Raw genomic sequence first — 13,969 nt, forward strand, 5'->3', positions numbered from 1 at the left:
TGACAAACACAGAATTCAGTGATCTGATGCGGCAGTATCAGAAGCTTGTCTATACGGTTTGCCTGCAGTTTGTACATGACCACCACACCGCCGAAGACCTCACACAGGACACATTCCTGTCGGCGTGGGCCTCTATTGACCGGTGCGACCCCAACTACTACAAACAATGGCTGGTCCGTGTGGCGGCCAACAAATGCAAGGATCACCTCAAAAGTGCCTGGTCCCGCAAGGTGGAAGCGCAGAGTGACGAAACGCTGCCCGAACCCCGCGGCACCCCGCCGCCGGGCAGCGGCCTGCAGGCGGCGGAACCCGACCCGCAGGATGAGCTGTTGCGGCGGACCGATCAGGCGGAACTGGAAACGATGATCCGCACCCTGCGGGAACCCTACGGGCGTGCGGCGACGATGTACCTGCTGGAAGGAATACCGGTCCAGACCATTGCCCGGGTCCTGGGGCGGCCGGCTCCCACCGTGCAGAACCAGCTGTTCCGGGCAAAAGCGATTCTGCGCAAACAGATCCTCGAAAGGAGGCAGGAATGATGGAACAACTCGAACGATTTGACAATAACTTTTTGTTTGACCATGCCGGGCATCTGACGGACAGCGGCCTGCACGCATTGCAGGACGGGCTTCTGGACGATCTGGGAGGCCTCGAGGCGGCCGAGCACCTGACCTTCTGCGATTTCTGTCTTGCGCGTTACACCGCCCTCATCGAGGCGGCCCCCGAACGCCTGCAGCAGCCCATGCGGGACCTGATCCCCCAGGTGCAGAACCTGATGCGGCTGCGCAGCTTCCGGGTCATGACCAACCGGTATGTCTCGACGGCTGCCGCGGTGGTGCTGGCCTTCGCACTGTGGCGGTTCGGATTTTTCGGCGGCGTTCCGGCACCCGACCGGGAACAGACGGCGGGGCAGCCCACCGGCCCGCGCACAACGATCAGCCAGAGCATCAGCGGTGCACTGGACCGCTTCACCAACGGCATCGGCGATGCGCTGTACGGCCTCAAGACGACGGTCAGCAGCGGCCTTGACCAACTGTCGGACCCCGGAAAAATTCTCAACAACACCCTGAATAACGGCGGAGAGACCGCTGATGGAGAGTGAGCACTATGAAGAAAAATGGATTCCTGACATTTGTATTCGCCTGCATCCCCGGTGCAGGGCAGATGTACTACGGCTATATGAAACGCGGTCTGTCGCTGATCTGCTATTTCTGCCTGGCGATCATCGCGGGAATGATTGCCAGCCCGCTGGTCATCCTCTCGCTGATTGTCTGGATGTACAGCTTCTTTGACACCTATGACCTGATCCGTTATCTGGTGGCCGGGGACCCCAAGCCGGACGAATTCCTCTTCTTTGAGGATGTGAGCCGCATCAAGATGGAGGTCTCCCAGCGGAACAAGATCCTGGGCTGGGGCAGCATTGCGCTGGGTGTCTGGCTGATTTACGACAACCTGCTGCGCCCGGTGCTCTACGCGATGCTGAGCTGGCTGGGCATCCGGGCGTACTGGTTCTTTGACCAGGTCCTGCCCTCCGTCATTGTCGCCGTGATCCTCGTCTATGTGGGCGTGCGGCTGCTGGGATTCGGCGGCAAGAACCCGCCTCACAACGATGCCGACGATCTGCCGCCCTACCAGGGACAGTGACCGGGTCCCTACGCAGAAACAGAGGAGATGATTCTCATGGATGAACAGAAGTATACAACGCAACCGCGGAAACCCGAACCCGCACAGCCTGCCGGGCCGGTCAAGGTCCGTCGGGTCGGCACCTTCAGCCTCGGGGTGATGCTGGTCGTCATCGGTGTGCTGCTGGTGGCCCGCATGATTTTCCCGGCCCTCAACGTATCCCTGATTTTTCGGTTTGCCCCGGCGGTGCTGATCGTGCTGGGCATCGAGGTGCTCTGCTATGCCGCGCGACCGGACGTGCGGCTCAAATATGACGGCGTTTCGATTTTTCTGATCCTTGTCATGACGCTGGCCTGCGGAACTTCCTCTTTTGTGGCCCGCATCTGGGATAACTATGACAGCTACATGGTCCGGCAGATGACACTGGAAAAACAGGTGGCTCAGGTGCTGGACACCATTCCCGAAGCGCACAGCACCGTCCGGGATTTCAACGTTTACACCGATTCCAGCACGGTGGATGAGCTTCTGGCGGACAGCCAGTCGGTGGCGACGCTCTATCTGACGATGAACCGCGGTGCCCAGTCCTCGGCCGAGGAATTTGCCGCCGACTGCAAGGCCGTGATGGATGCCTGCCGTTCGCAGGGCCTGGACATCTGGAAATACCGGTTTGATGTCTGGCAGAGCTATGACAGTTTCGATGAAGCGGTCGTTCCGGTCTGGGACCTCGAAGTGAACAGCTGGAGTGCCGGAGCGGATGTGGAAACGCTGGCCGGCCTGGTGGAAACCCGGTACAATTATGACGGCGCAGTCTATGACTCCCTGGAAGAAGCCCAGAGAGAGCTGTACCGTTCGGTGTTCGACAGTGACCCCGATGAGGACTATCGCAATGAGACCGGTACATCGCCGGATGCACGGCAGCGTCAGGAGTTCATGACCGGGCGTCTGGCGCAGGCGGGCGTCGTGATGACGGCCGAAACGGCCAGCGGCAGCCTTTGATTTTTATGACAGGAACCATTTTTGACCGAAATTTTACGGTCCGCTCCGGCGGGCCGTATTGTTTTTGTCCGCAAGGAATGGTACAATAAACTCGTATCTGTTAAATCAACAGGAGGCCATTCCATGAACTTTCTAAAAGGGTATACCAAACAGGAAATCAGTTGGATGATGTACGACTGGGCCAACAGTGCGCACTCGGTCATCATCGTGACACTGCTTCCCATCTTCTTTGACACGGTCGCCAGCTATACGGCGGACAGCGTCTCCAGCATGTCCACCTGGGGCTACGCCACCAGCATTGCCATGGCCATCGTCGCCCTGGCCGCGCCGTTCCTCGGTGTGTTCGGCGATATCCGCGGCATGCGCAAAAAGCTCTTCACCATCTTCATGCTCATCGGTGTGGTTGCCTGCGCCGGAATGGCATTCACGCCGGGAATGGACTTCACCTCCTCGACGGCGGTGGCGGACAAGGTTGCCGCGCTGATTCTTGTACTGTACATCGTCAGCGTCATCGGCTTTGACGCCTCGGCCATCTACTATGATGCCTTCCTGACCGACATCACGACCGAGGACCGGATGGACCGCGTTTCGACGATGGGATACGGCCTTGGCTATATCGGCGGCTCCACGATTCCGCTGCTCATCTTCCTCATCATGAACCTGGTGGGCGTGCCGATGCTGACCTGCCTGGCCTTCATCTTTGCCCTCACGGCCGTGTGGTGGCTGGTATTCAGTCTGCCGCTGCTCAAAAACTGTGAACAGACCTCGGGCAAACCCTATGAGAAGGGGGACGTTGCCCGCAACATCCGCGGCGTCGGCTCGACGGTCAAGGAGATCATTGCCAACAAACCCATGCTGGTCTATATCCTGGCCTACTTCTTCTACATTGACGGTGTACATACCATCATCAGTATGGCCACCACCTACGGCACCAACCTGGGCCTCGATTCCACCGGCATGATGCTGGCCCTGCTGCTCGTGCAGATCCTGGGCCTGCCGTTCTGCCTGCTCTATATCCGCTTTGCCAACAAGTTCGGCGCCCGCGCCATGGTCGGGTTCGGCATCTGCGTGTATATGTTCATCTGTATCTTCGGCTACTTCATGAACAGCCTGTGGCAGTTCTGGGTGCTGGCAGTGCTCTGCGCCACCAGCCAGGGCGGCATCCAGGCGCTGTCCCGCTCGATGTTCGGCAAACTCATCCCCGACAAGGACCGCTCCGGCGAGTTCTTCGGCTTCTTTGACATCTTCGGCAAATTCAGCTCCATCATGGGTCCCGCGCTGGTCGGCGTGGTCAGTTCGGCAGTGGCCAACGGGATGCTCCGTTCCCAGGGCCTGACGGCCGAGACCGCCACCGCGGAACAGATCGACCTCATCAACGCCTCGTCCAGCCACTACGGCATCCTGTCCATCATCCTCATCATCGCGGTGGGCGCGGTGCTCTATTTCGCCGTTCTGCCGCGGACCGAGAAGCGATGAGCCGGTTTCTTGACAATCGCATGGTATCGCATTAAAATAAGGGTGCGTCTTGCAGCGTTCTCTCGCAGACCTGCAGGCGCACCCCTGTTTGATTTACGCAAGGAAGTGAAATCATGCCGGAAGGCTATACCCACGTCCGCACAGCAAAAAAAGCAGCTGCGGCCATCCGTTATAAGATACAGTGCCCGGCGGCATTTGCGGCCGGCGCCAACGGACCGGACAGTTTTTTCTGCTTTGAGGTCTGGAAAAGGGCATCCAAACGCCGCTTCAACCTGCCGGCCCTCGGCGAGCGGATGCATGACGAAAAGACCGGTGCCTTTTTGCAGGCGCTGCTGCGCAACGTCCACACCCGCGCTCAGATCGAGTATGCGCTCGGCTTTGTCAGCCATTATGCGCTGGACACCGTCATGCACCCCTATGTGCTCTTTGTGACGCAGCCCGGCCAGCCCTACGGCAGGAAAGGCGGCCACGGCTATTTCGAGATCGCGCTGGATTCCACCCTTCATGCCGAGGACACCGGCGTTTCCCGGGTCCCCGCCACCGATTCCAGCCCGCTGCCGGTCGGGGAGGAGATGGCCGACATCGCCGCACTGCTGCACCAGGCATTGCTCGAAGCCTACGGGCTGGATGTGAGCCAGGAAATCCTGGCGGACAGCTTCTATTACACCTACCGCCTGCGCAGCCTGTTTGCCAGCCGGCACGGATTCCGCAAGGCTCTGTTCTGGCTGATCGAAACCTTCTTCGGCGGGCGCGGCTTTATCACCGGCCATGTCTCGCCGGCGCACCTGCGGCTGGACCTGCCCGAGGACTGGACCGATACCACCACCGGGGAAGCGCATCACGGCGGCGCCTTTGCGCTGCTCAAGGACGGCCAGCACCGCAGCGAACTGTTCATGACGGCGGCTCTCGGCCATTGGATGGGCAAGGTCAGCCAGGAGGTTCTGGAACAGACCCTCGGCAGCAGGAGCTATTCAACCGGAACCGAGACCCCGCAGAGCAGGGGAGAAACCATACAAAACGATGCACAGACGCATCCGGAAGGAGAACTATCATGATTCGTATCACCATGCAGAACGGCAAAACCATCGACATCGAGCTGGACCCCACCGCAGCCCCCATCACCTGCGAAAACTTCGTCAAGCTGGTCAAACAGGGCTTCTACAACGGCCTGACGTTCCATCGCGTCATTCCCGGCTTCATGATCCAGGGCGGCTGCCCGCGCGGCAACGGCACCGGCGGCCCGGGCTGGAACATCAAGGGTGAGTTCCTCGCCAACGGCGTCAACAACCCCATCAAGCACACCCGCGGCGTCATCAGCATGGCCCGCGCCATGGACCCCAACTCGGCCGGCAGCCAGTTCTTCATCATGCACCAGGATGCCCCGCATCTCGATGGCCAGTATGCGGCCTTCGGCCATGTGGTCAGCGGCATGGATGCCGTGGATGAGATCGCGGCCGTCGCGACCGACTGGAACGACAAGCCCCGCACGCCCGTCGTGATGGAAAAGGTCGAGGTCATCGACTGATCCGCCGTCGGAATATCAGAACACACAGAAAAGGGACCGGTGACATTGTCACCGGTCCCTTTTGGTAGGTTCGGAAATTGTGCGGCTAAGACTGCCCGAACACCGAGCCCAGATTGCCGAAAAACTGGGTGATGCTCTCGGTCTGCTGCTGAAGCTTCGTCACGGCGTCCATCGTGTCGGGCAGTTTCTGCATCACATCATTGAGGGCGTCCACATCAATCTTGCTCAGCTTGTCGGCGATCTCGGGCAGGGTCTGCATCATGGCGTCCAGCTCGTCGCTGTCCAGCGTGCTCAGGCTGTCCTGCAGCGTGTCGGCAAGCGCGTTGACTTCACTGCAGACATCCAGCACTTCGCGGTAGGCAATGCTGAACCGGAACATCATCAGCCCCATCAGGCTGCAGAGAATCAGCACCAGCACCGCGGCAATGACCAGACTGCGTTTCTGGTTGCGCAGCAGCCGCCGGTTCTGTGCGTCCTGCAGTTCCAGCTGGGCTTCCAGCCGGTCGAGCTGCAGTTTCAGGTCGGGCAGGTTGATCTGCCCGTCGCCGCTCTCGTCGTCCGCCGCGTGCAGCGCTTCCACCTTGGCGCGCAGCGATTCGTCCATCTCTCGGTCCATCTTGCTCATCAGGGAACTCCTCCTTCTCGTGATTTCACTTGTTGGGGGCTTTCATCTCGAACCAGAAGACCGAACCTTTTCCGAGCGTGCTGTCCACACCAAAGGCAAAACCGTGCTGCTGCAGGATGGCCTTGGTGATGGACAGACCCAGTCCGGTTCCGGTCTTGCCGGCGTCCTTGCGGGAACGGTAATACCGGTCAAAGATATGCGGCAGATCCTCAGGCGGAATCCCGGGGCCGTGGTCCTCCACTTCAATACGGCAGATGCCGTTGTCCTTGGGAATGGCGCGCAGGATAAAGATGCCGTCCGGCCCGATGTGGTGGGTGGCGTTGCCCAGCAGATTGTGCAGCACCCGCTCCATCATCGCCGGGTCGGCGCTGACCGGGCAGGCGTGGTCGGCTTCCAGCTGAAGCGTCCAGCCGTTCTGCTCGCAGAGGGCGTCATACCGCCCGGCCACCTCAAAGCAGAGTTCGCTCATATCAAAGTTCACAAGATTCGGCTTTTCGGCACCGGAGGAAACCTTACTCAGCTCCATCACGCTGTTGACCAGCGCGCTCAGCCGGTCGGTCTCGTCCACAATGATGTTGCACTGTTCGGTGCGCTTGTCCTGGTCCTCGCCGGTGATGTCCCGCACCGTCTCGGCATAGCCCTTGATCAGGGTCAGCGGGGTGCGCAGATCGTGGCTGACATTGGCCAGAATGTCCTTTTCCAGCTGGGCGCTGTGCTTGACCTCCTGGGCCATGTGGTTGAACTCGCGGCCCAGCAGTCCCAGCTCATCCCGACGACGCACATCCACCTGTACGTCATAGTTGCCCGCGGCAATCTCCCGCGCACCGGCCGAGAGCTGCTGCACCGGCTTGGTGAACCATTTGCTGAACAGCACAGCCACCAGCAGGTTCATACCGATCAGCAGCACCGCCACCGGAGGCAGGACGGTCCGCATGACTTCGCCGGCCGTCTCGATCTGCGCCAGACTGGAAGAGACAATGACGCCGTAGTTGCCGTCACGAGAGCAGCGTCCCACCATCATCTGGCGGTTGCCGCCGGACTCGACAATCTCGTACAGCGTTCCCTGCGAAAAGAGGACCTGGCGCATGCGGACGGCCGTCGCGGTATCCTTGGCATAGACCGGAACCCCACCGAAGGATACCATGCTCTTGTGCAGGATGCAGGGGTACAGCCCTTCCAGGAACTGCACGTTGCGGCAGGTGGAGTCGCTGATGTCAATGCAGCAGTTGTCCACATTGATGGTGCCGTTGCTCAGGGCGGTGTTCAGCTGATCCCAGAACTCGTCGTTCTGGAGCTCCAGCGGTCCGAAATCCCGGCTTGAGATGGGCCCGTCCGCCGAATCGATCATCCCGACAATGGCGCTGGCCTCTTTTTCAAGCTTCTGATAAATATTGCGGTTGTACATGGGCTGCAGGGCATAGGTGATCAGCACCCATACCAGCCCCAGGGTCAGGGCCGTGATGCCGCACAGAAACAGCATCAGCTGGCCCCGCACCCCCACCGGAATGCTGAAATGCCGGTTTTCCGTCGCGTTTGCCAAAACCGCGGCCTCCTTTGTCACGCTGTGGCCGTGTCGGGGTCAAATTTGTAGCCCACACCCCAGACGGTGACAATGTAACTGCGGCAGCTTCCCAGATGACTGCGCAGCATTTTGATGTGGGTATCCACGGTGCGGTCCTCACCGTAGTAGTCATAATTCCAGACCTTCTGCAGGATCTTTTCCCGGCTCAGAGCAATGCCCTTGTTGTTGACCAGAAAGACCAGCAGATCAAACTCCTTGGGCGTCAGCGAGGCCTCCTGTCCGGCCACCTTGACGCTGTGGCTTGCCGTGTCAATGCTCAGATCGCCGAAGGTGTACACCGACCCCTCGCTGTTCTGAGCCGGCATGGTGCGGGCCAGAACGGCCTTGACCCGGGCCACCAGTTCGCGCGGGCTGAAGGGCTTGACCACATAGTCGTCGGCGCCGCCTTCCAGTCCGGCCAGCTTGTCGTATTCTTCACTGCGCGCCGTCAGCATGATAACGGGGGTCATGATCTTGCGGGTACGCATCTCGCGCAGACAGGTCATGCCGTCCATAAACGGCATCATAATGTCCAGAATCACCAGATCAATGCCGCCCTTGGCCAGTTCGGTCAGGGCCTGGGTGCCGTCGCCGGCCTCCGCACAGGTAAAACCAGCATATTGCAGATGCTCGCGGATCAGATCCCGGATCCGGGGCTCGTCGTCAACAATCAGAATCTTTGCCATAGAAAAACCCCCTGTCGATTCCATTTCTACTATATCATAATACTCGTTCCGCGTGGTATTTTTGTGAAAAATCTTTGAAGACTTTTTCAAACTTTGTCTGCGGCGGCCTTTGCCCCTTGCATTGCCCCATCGACCGCTGTACAATAATGACAAAACAGGAATCTGATTTTTGGGGGGATAAGTGATGGGATGGATGGTCGTATGGATGGTTTTGATCTTGCTGGTGCTGGTCGTGTTCTTTTTGACGGCACCCTCCTTCCGGCGCGGCAGACTGCGCACGCCGTTTGAAAACCGGAACTATGCGCACCGGGGACTGTTCAGCCTGCGTCAGGACCCGCCGGAAAACAGCCTGCCCGCCTTTGAGGCAGCCGCACAGGCCGGCTACGGCATTGAACTGGATGTCCAGTTCAGCCGGGACCACAAACTGCTGGTTTTTCACGACGATTCGCTGGACCGTATGACCGGCAACTGCGGCTCGGTCCGCAGCTTTGACTATTCGCAGATCCGCCGGATGCCGCTGGCCAGAACCGGGGAACACGCCCCGCTCTTCTCGGAGGTCCTGTCCGCCGTTGCCGGCCGGGTTCCGCTGATCGTCGAGATCAAGAGCCGCCGCGAATTCAGCGGCGCCTACCTGGATGCGCTCTGCCGCGCCACCCTCGCCGCCCTCCGGGAGTACAACGGGGATTACTGCATCGAGAGCTTTGATCCTCGTGTGCTGCATCGGATCCGCAAGCTGGCCCCCGATGTCCTGCGCGGCCAGCTGGTGGACAGCTGCCGTTCCTACCGTGCCGAGGGTGCCGGCCTGCTGAGCGCTTTCTGCATCAGCCACTGCCTGGGCAACTTCCTGGGCCGGCCCGATTTCATCGCCTGGTGCCCCGATCAGGAAAACTGGGCGGTCAGACTCTGCCGTTTCCTCGGCGCCATGATGGTCATGTGGACCGCGCTGCCCACCTACGACAGCAGCGCGCTCGAAGCGCGGTATCAGGCCGTGATTTTCCAGTGGTACATGCCGCAGATCCGGTACGGACATTGAAACAGTTCTAATCACCGCGGCCCCCTCATAGATTGGCAATGAAAAACGACCATTGCTACATCATGAGGGGGCTGCGTCTATGTTTCTCTTTACTGTTACCAAACCGGGCCTTCGGCAGGCGGGCGCGCTTGCTCTGTGTGCGGTGTGTCTGGCGGGTACCGTCACGGCGGCGGTGCATCTGGCCGGCCAGAGTGTGACCGCCAGCGCCACGGTGGAAACCACCATCGATACGACCCAGGACATTGCGACCTATTTTACCGGCTATGGCTTTGAGATTGACCTGAGCACGGCGGCGGTGGATAAGGTCAAGATCCCCAAAAAGTGGGATGACAGCTTCAGCGCCTTCAACCAGGTGGTGGGGGAGAGCGGGCTTTCCCTTGCCGACTATAAAGGCAAGACGGTGGAAAAGTGGACGGCACTGTGCCCCACCTTGTCGGACGGGGAGAATGACACCTACTGTGTGCTGCTCGTGTATAAGACCAAGCCGGTGGGGTCCTATCTGCTCGCCAAACCGTCCGGAGAGGTGACCGGCCTGCTCAGCGCAGCCGCACCCGAAACCGCCGAGTCCGCCTCCGATTCGGTATCCGAGACCGCGGCTGAGACCGAAGCGCTGATCGATGAGAGCCTGTATCCGACTGAATGACCAAAGGCGGCGGAGCATCCCGGGATGTTCCGCCGCCTTTGCAGCCGGGAATAACGTATATTTATTCTGATTTCATGCATAATCATGTCATTTCTGAATAAAAGCTGCATACGGTTGCATTCCGGACGACAAGAGCCGGAACTGTGCCGGAAACTCGGAAATATAATCGTGTTTACGATAATTCTTTGCAGGTTTCATTTGTGAAAAATTCAAATCCTGGCCCCGGATGTCTTGACTTTCTTCCATCGGGTGCTATAGTAAATATACAGCCGGGGGATGCCGTCACGGTGTGTTCCGGCTGGCAAAAGTGAGCATCCGCCACAAACGGATGAAACGGGTAACAAAGCTCGCGACCGCGCGATGGATTTTCTCCCACACAGCTACGAGCCGTTCAAGTAACGGATTGGAGGAATGACTTATGTTGCCTATCATTTTTGGTGAGAACCTGTTCGATGATGTTATGAATGACCCCTTTGACCTTTCTGACATGCACAGTGTACGCGATGCGCTGTACGGCAAGCATGCAAAGGCGATCATGAAGACCGATGTGCGCGAAACGGACAACGGCTATGAGGTGGACGTTGACCTGCCCGGATTCAAGAAGGACGAGGTCAAGGTTGACCTGAAGGATGGGTATCTGACCATCCATGCTGCCAAGGCCCTGGATAAGGACGAGCAGAACAAGAAAGGCCGTTATATCCGTCAGGAGCGTTACTCCGGCGAGTGTGGCCGCAGCTTCTATGTGGGCGAGACGGTCAAGCCGGAGGACATCAAGGCGCACTTCGAGGATGGCATTCTGAAGCTGTCGCTGCCCAAAGTGGCCAAGCAGCAGCTTCCTGCTGAAAGCAGCATCACGATCGAGTGATTCTCAAAAGGGGAGGGCCCTGCTGTGGGGGCTCTCCCCCTTTTTTGATTTTCTGTCGGAAGGGCGGCCGGAACGCAAATCTGATCGCACCATGGCAGCAAAGAAATAGCGAAAGCCGGGGCAGACGACTTTCTTCAGGAAAGCAGCTGCCCCGGCTTTTTGTCGGATATACCAAAAAATCCGGGCCCCGAAACCGGGACCCGGATCTTTATGTTCTGGTGGAGGATGGGGGACTCGAACCCTCGACCTCTGCGATGTGAACGCAGCGCTCTAACCAGCTGAGCTAATCATCCATTTGGCTGACAAATGATATTATAAGCGCAGAAGGTGATTTTGTCAAGGGTTAAATGGATTTTTTTGCAGGAACCCCGCCTCCCGGACGGATTCCACCGAAAATCCCTTGGGAATGCTTTATTTGTTCATATCCATTCGTCTATAATAACAGGAATAAAAAAGGGAGGGAGTCCTTTGCTGAACTTACATCGACCGCAGAAACCGGAGGAAGTGCCGCAGCCGGTCTGCAAGGTGCCGCCGCTCGAAACCGATCCTGCCGTCGGCCTGACCGGCGTACAGGTCGAGGAGCGGATGGCGGCCGGGCTGGATAACCGTGCCGCCGAGTCTCCCACCCGCAGCGACAGCCAGATTGTCCGCGACAATATCTTTACCTTTTTCAATCTGGTCTTTGTTGTGCTGGCTGTCTGCCTGGCGCTGGTCGGTTCCTATGCCAATATGACCTTTCTGGGTGTGGTGATTGCCAACACCGTCATCGGCATTGTGCAGCAGCTGCGCAGCAAACACACGGTGGACCAGCTCACCCTGGTGGCGGCCCATAAGGTCCGCTGCCTGCGCAGCGGTGAAATCCAGATGCTGCCCAGTGACCACCTGGTGCGGGATGATATTGTGGAGTTCACCGCAGGGGAACAGATCTGTGCCGATGCGGTTGTCTGCAGTGGCAGTGCGCATGCCAACGAAGCGCTGATCACCGGCGAAGCCGAACCGGTCAGCAAGGCACCGGGAGACCAGCTGCGTTCCGGCAGCTTTCTGGTTTCCGGCCGGTGCACCGCCCGGCTGACCCGGGTGGGGGCGGACAGTTACGCCAACCGGCTGGCCACCGAAGCCCGGGAAGGCGGCCATAAAGTGCCGAAAGGGGAGATGATGCGCTCGCTGGACAAGCTGATCCGCGTTATCGGCATTGCGCTGATCCCCATGGGCATCGTCATGTTCTGCAAACAGTACGTCAGCCTGGAACTGCCCCTGCGGGATTCGGTGGAAGCGACGGTGGCCGCCCTGATCGGCATGATCCCCGAAGGACTTTACCTGTTGACCAGCGTGGCGCTGGCAGTCAGTATGATCCGCCTGGCCCGGCGCAAGGTGCTGGCACAGGATATGAACTGCATCGAGACACTGGCACGCGTTGATGTGCTCTGCGTGGATAAGACCGGTACGATCACCGAAGCCCGGATGGAGGCCGCCGACCCGCTGCTGCTGGCACCCGACGCCTGGCCCGCCGACAAGGTCCTGACCGCACTGCGGAGCATCTATGCCGGAACGGAACCCGATAACGATACGGCCCGGGCCCTGGTCCAGAAATTTGCCGGTACACCGGGCAGGAGCTGGGAACGGACCGCGGCCGTGCCCTTTGACTCCGCCTATAAATGGAGCGCCGCCACCTTTGGTGACAACGGCAGTTTTGTGGTGGGGGCGCCGGAATTTGTCGCGGCGGACCGCTATCCCGAACTGGCCGACCAGGTCAGCCCCTTCCTGGAAAAAGGCAGCCGTGTGCTGCTTCTTGCCCATACCGACCAGACCCCCGACCCCAGGACGGGGCTGGATACTGCCGCATTGAAGTTTGTGGCCCTGCTGCCGGTGGCCAACCGGATTCGTCCCGAGGCACCGCAGACCTTCCGGTATTTTGCCGAGCAGGGTGTCCAGATCAAGGTGATTTCGGGGGATAACCCGGTTGCGGTCAGTGAGGTGGCGCGGCAGGCCGGAATTCCCGGCGCGGAACACTATGTGGACGCCGCCACGCTGACCGATGATGCCGCTGTGCGGGAAGCGGCGAACCGCTGTACCGTGTTCGGCCGCGTCACCCCCGCCCAGAAACGCAAGCTGGTCAAGGCTCTGCAGGCGGAGGGCCATACCGTGGCCATGACCGGCGACGGCGTCAACGATGTGTTGGCCCTCAAGGATGCGGACTGCGGCATTGCGATGGCGTCCGGGGCCCAGGCCGCAAGCCAGGTGGCACAGCTCGTGCTGCTGGAATCGGACTTCTCCGGCCTGCCCGCCGTGGTGGCCGAAGGCCGACGCGTCATCAACAACATCCAGCGGTCCGCATCGCTCTTCCTGGTCAAGAATATTTTCTCTTTCCTGCTGACCTTTGTGACACTCTTCGTCACGATGCCGTACCCGCTGCAGCCGCTGCAGCTGACGCTGCTCTCGGCGGTCACCATCGGCATCCCGTCCTTTGCCCTGGCGCTGGAACCCAACCGGGAACTCATCCGCGGCAAGTTCATCCTCAATGTGTTGCGGGCGGCACTGCCCGGCGGCCTGACCGATCTGCTGCTGGTCCTCGGCATCGAAGCCTTTGTCTTTGCCTTCGATCTGCCTAACCAGACCCTGACCACCATCACGACGGTCCTGCTGCTGGCGGTCGGACTGGCGGTTCTGTGGGATGTCTGCAAACCCTTCACCCCGGCCCATGCGGCCTTGTGGGGCGGTATGGCGGCCCTGACCCTGCTCTCGCTGGCGGTGGTCGGGCGGTATCTGGAACTGACGCCGCTCGATACCCAGGGAATGCTGGTGCTGGTGGTGTTCCTGCTGCTGGTCGTGCAGACGCTCAACTCCATCGAGCGCGGCCTGCAATGGCTGACCCGGGCAGGCAACGAGCTGTATCGCCGGCTGCCCAGACGCTCCGATCCCCAATAAAGCAACAAGGC

At 59.7% G+C, this 13,969-nt stretch carries 14 protein-coding genes and 1 tRNA gene; 11 read left to right on the plus strand and 4 right to left on the minus strand.

Annotated elements, in window-relative coordinates; translation table 11 throughout:
* The first annotated feature begins 26 nt into the window (after positions 1 to 26).
* The 7 genes from U0L91_RS02435 (at position 27) to U0L91_RS02465 (ending at position 5,620) form a co-directional block, all read left to right on the plus strand.
* Positions 27 to 539: an RNA polymerase sigma factor gene (locus U0L91_RS02435; protein ID WP_330044586.1), complete on the plus strand. Its 513-nt coding sequence runs from the start codon at positions 27 to 29 to the stop codon at positions 537 to 539.
* Positions 536 to 1,102, plus strand: a complete 567-nt coding sequence (locus U0L91_RS02440) for a hypothetical protein (RefSeq protein WP_330044587.1) — start codon at positions 536 to 538, stop codon at positions 1,100 to 1,102. The genes U0L91_RS02435 and U0L91_RS02440 overlap by 4 nt, the downstream gene beginning before the upstream one ends.
* A 5-nt stretch (positions 1,103 to 1,107) precedes the next feature.
* The gene (locus U0L91_RS02445; RefSeq protein ID WP_330044589.1) at positions 1,108 to 1,644 is read left to right on the plus strand and encodes a hypothetical protein; all 537 of its coding nucleotides are present in this window, start codon (positions 1,108 to 1,110) and stop codon (positions 1,642 to 1,644) included.
* Positions 1,645 to 1,680: 36 nt separating this feature from the next.
* Positions 1,681 to 2,619, plus strand: a complete 939-nt coding sequence (locus U0L91_RS02450) for a hypothetical protein (protein WP_330044591.1) — start codon at positions 1,681 to 1,683, stop codon at positions 2,617 to 2,619.
* Between the two features lie 123 nt (positions 2,620 to 2,742).
* Complete coding sequence (locus U0L91_RS02455; RefSeq protein ID WP_330044593.1) at positions 2,743 to 4,095, plus strand: MFS transporter; 1,353 nt, start codon at positions 2,743 to 2,745, stop codon at positions 4,093 to 4,095.
* A gap of 113 nt (positions 4,096 to 4,208) precedes the next feature.
* Complete coding sequence (locus U0L91_RS02460) at positions 4,209 to 5,150, plus strand: zinc dependent phospholipase C family protein (RefSeq protein WP_330044594.1); 942 nt, start codon at positions 4,209 to 4,211, stop codon at positions 5,148 to 5,150.
* The gene (locus U0L91_RS02465) at positions 5,147 to 5,620 is read left to right on the plus strand and encodes a peptidylprolyl isomerase (protein WP_330044595.1); all 474 of its coding nucleotides are present in this window, start codon (positions 5,147 to 5,149) and stop codon (positions 5,618 to 5,620) included. Before U0L91_RS02460 ends, U0L91_RS02465 begins: the two co-directional genes overlap by 4 nt.
* An 85-nt stretch (positions 5,621 to 5,705) precedes the next feature.
* Here the strand turns inward: U0L91_RS02465 and U0L91_RS02470 are convergent, their stop codons facing one another.
* From U0L91_RS02470 to U0L91_RS02480, 3 genes are read right to left on the minus strand one after another with little or no spacing between them, the layout of a single operon-like run.
* Positions 5,706 to 6,245 (minus strand): AI-2E family transporter, encoded by a 540-nt coding sequence (locus tag U0L91_RS02470; RefSeq protein WP_330044597.1) that lies wholly within the window; start codon positions 6,243 to 6,245, stop codon positions 5,706 to 5,708.
* Positions 6,246 to 6,270: 25 nt separating this feature from the next.
* Complete coding sequence (locus tag U0L91_RS02475) at positions 6,271 to 7,785, minus strand: sensor histidine kinase (RefSeq protein WP_330044599.1); 1,515 nt, start codon at positions 7,783 to 7,785, stop codon at positions 6,271 to 6,273.
* A 17-nt stretch (positions 7,786 to 7,802) separates the two neighbouring features.
* Complete coding sequence (locus tag U0L91_RS02480) at positions 7,803 to 8,492, minus strand: response regulator transcription factor (protein ID WP_330044601.1); 690 nt, start codon at positions 8,490 to 8,492, stop codon at positions 7,803 to 7,805.
* 184 nt (positions 8,493 to 8,676) lie between these two features.
* Here U0L91_RS02480 and U0L91_RS02485 point away from each other — a divergent pair, with 184 nt between their 5' ends.
* The 3 genes from U0L91_RS02485 to U0L91_RS02495 all read left to right on the plus strand — a co-directional run bounded on the left by U0L91_RS02485 (position 8,677) and on the right by U0L91_RS02495 (position 11,033).
* The gene (locus U0L91_RS02485) at positions 8,677 to 9,525 is read left to right on the plus strand and encodes a glycerophosphodiester phosphodiesterase family protein (RefSeq protein WP_330044602.1); all 849 of its coding nucleotides are present in this window, start codon (positions 8,677 to 8,679) and stop codon (positions 9,523 to 9,525) included.
* Between the two features lie 79 nt (positions 9,526 to 9,604).
* On the plus strand, positions 9,605 to 10,168 hold the full coding sequence (locus U0L91_RS02490) for a DUF4830 domain-containing protein (RefSeq protein ID WP_330044604.1): 564 nt from the start codon (positions 9,605 to 9,607) through the stop codon (positions 10,166 to 10,168).
* A 418-nt stretch (positions 10,169 to 10,586) separates the two neighbouring features.
* Positions 10,587 to 11,033, plus strand: a complete 447-nt coding sequence (locus U0L91_RS02495; protein WP_330044605.1) for an Hsp20/alpha crystallin family protein — start codon at positions 10,587 to 10,589, stop codon at positions 11,031 to 11,033.
* 216 nt (positions 11,034 to 11,249) lie between these two features.
* Here the strand turns inward: U0L91_RS02495 and U0L91_RS02500 are convergent.
* A tRNA-Val gene (locus U0L91_RS02500) sits at positions 11,250 to 11,326 on the minus strand.
* A gap of 175 nt (positions 11,327 to 11,501) precedes the next feature.
* Between U0L91_RS02500 and U0L91_RS02505 the strand changes: the two genes are divergently transcribed.
* Positions 11,502 to 13,958 (plus strand): HAD-IC family P-type ATPase, encoded by a 2,457-nt coding sequence (locus U0L91_RS02505; RefSeq protein WP_330044607.1) that lies wholly within the window; start codon positions 11,502 to 11,504, stop codon positions 13,956 to 13,958.
* Positions 13,959 to 13,969 lie beyond the last annotated feature (11 nt).

The sequence above is a fragment of the Gemmiger sp. genome (assembly GCF_036306485.1).
In the GTDB taxonomy this organism is placed as follows: domain Bacteria; phylum Bacillota; class Clostridia; order Oscillospirales; family Ruminococcaceae; genus Gemmiger.

Coding starts and splice junctions, on each gene's coding strand:
- U0L91_RS02440 (WP_330044587.1), top strand. CDS start 536: ATGATGGAACAACTCGAACGATTTGACAATAACTTTTTGTTTGACCAT.
- U0L91_RS02455 (WP_330044593.1), top strand. CDS start 2,743: ATGAACTTTCTAAAAGGGTATACCAAACAGGAAATCAGTTGGATGATG.
- U0L91_RS02485 (WP_330044602.1), top strand. CDS start 8,677: ATGGGATGGATGGTCGTATGGATGGTTTTGATCTTGCTGGTGCTGGTC.
- U0L91_RS02490 (WP_330044604.1), top strand. CDS start 9,605: ATGTTTCTCTTTACTGTTACCAAACCGGGCCTTCGGCAGGCGGGCGCG.
- U0L91_RS02460 (WP_330044594.1), top strand. CDS start 4,209: ATGCCGGAAGGCTATACCCACGTCCGCACAGCAAAAAAAGCAGCTGCG.
- U0L91_RS02465 (WP_330044595.1), top strand. CDS start 5,147: ATGATTCGTATCACCATGCAGAACGGCAAAACCATCGACATCGAGCTG.
- U0L91_RS02480 (WP_330044601.1), bottom strand. CDS start 8,492: ATGGCAAAGATTCTGATTGTTGACGACGAGCCCCGGATCCGGGATCTG.
- U0L91_RS02450 (WP_330044591.1), top strand. CDS start 1,681: ATGGATGAACAGAAGTATACAACGCAACCGCGGAAACCCGAACCCGCA.
- U0L91_RS02470 (WP_330044597.1), bottom strand. CDS start 6,245: ATGAGCAAGATGGACCGAGAGATGGACGAATCGCTGCGCGCCAAGGTG.
- U0L91_RS02495 (WP_330044605.1), top strand. CDS start 10,587: ATGTTGCCTATCATTTTTGGTGAGAACCTGTTCGATGATGTTATGAAT.
- U0L91_RS02435 (WP_330044586.1), top strand. CDS start 27: ATGCGGCAGTATCAGAAGCTTGTCTATACGGTTTGCCTGCAGTTTGTA.
- U0L91_RS02445 (WP_330044589.1), top strand. CDS start 1,108: ATGAAGAAAAATGGATTCCTGACATTTGTATTCGCCTGCATCCCCGGT.